Source organism: Anaerotignum faecicola (assembly GCA_024460105.1).
Classification (GTDB): Bacteria; Bacillota; Clostridia; order Lachnospirales; family Anaerotignaceae; genus JANFXS01.
Genome location: JANFXS010000019.1, coordinates 1 through 907, shown reverse-complemented (window position 1 = coordinate 907; position 907 = coordinate 1). Strand labels below are relative to the sequence as shown.

Here is a 907-nt window from a genome sequence, read left to right as displayed (position 1 = left end):
AGGTTTACCTGGAAACCGCACTGCTCCATCGATCTCCGGACCGCTTCCCTCGTCTTCGGACTCACCTGCTCCGGATGATTTAATACTCTGGAAACTGTCTTTAAAGACACACCGCAGTGCTCAGCAATCTGCATCATATTCGCTTTTTGAATCTCAACCACCCTCTCTCCGCCTTTATTTTGTCCTACGTTGTCATTTTAGAACAAACCAATTTCATTGTCAATTTACCAGCGCATTCTTTATGCATTTATTTGAATTCTCCATTGGCGATTGTGCAGATGCACAAAGAGGATCAACATGCAAAAAAAGAACCGGATACTGGTTTAGTTGTGCCAGTATCCGGCCCTCCCCTTCTCATGATATCATCAATCCCGCTCCCGGCCCCAGAGGAAGCCCGGCCGCCATCCACAGGATAAGCAGCAGCGACCACCCGATCAGGAAGCAGATACAGTATGGAAGCATGGTGGATACCAGCGTTCCGATCCCGGAATTATCATCGTATTTCTTTGCAAACACCACAACCATGGCAAAATAGGCCATCAGCGGTGTAATGAGGTTAGTACACGAATCCCCGATACGGTACGCCACCTGCACCAGTTCCGGCGAATAGCCCAGCAGCATGAACATGGGGACAAAAACGGGAGCCAGGATCGTCCACTTGGCAGAGGCCGACCCCATAAACAGGTTAATAAGTGATGCAAGCAGAATAAACAGCACCATTAAAACCGGCCCTCCCGTTCCAATCCGGCCCAGAACGGAGGCCCCCTTTAACGCCAGGATCGTCCCCAGCTTCGTATAATTAAAGTAACTGATAAACTGAGCCGCCGCAAATGACAGCGCAATATAGCCTCCCATGGCTTCCATGTTGCTTCCAAGCTGGGCACAGACATCTTTCTCGCCTTTGTAC

General features: G+C 49.7%; 2 protein-coding genes. Both read right to left on the bottom strand.

Going from position 1 to position 907, the window contains the following annotated elements; all coding sequences use genetic code 11:
* The coding region (locus NE664_12460) for a LacI family DNA-binding transcriptional regulator (protein MCQ4727452.1) at positions 1 to 134 on the bottom strand (134 nt) is incomplete at its 3' end.
* Between the two features lie 220 nt (positions 135 to 354).
* On the bottom strand, positions 355 to 907 hold a 553-nt coding region (locus NE664_12455), incomplete at its 5' end, for an AbgT family transporter (GenBank protein ID MCQ4727451.1).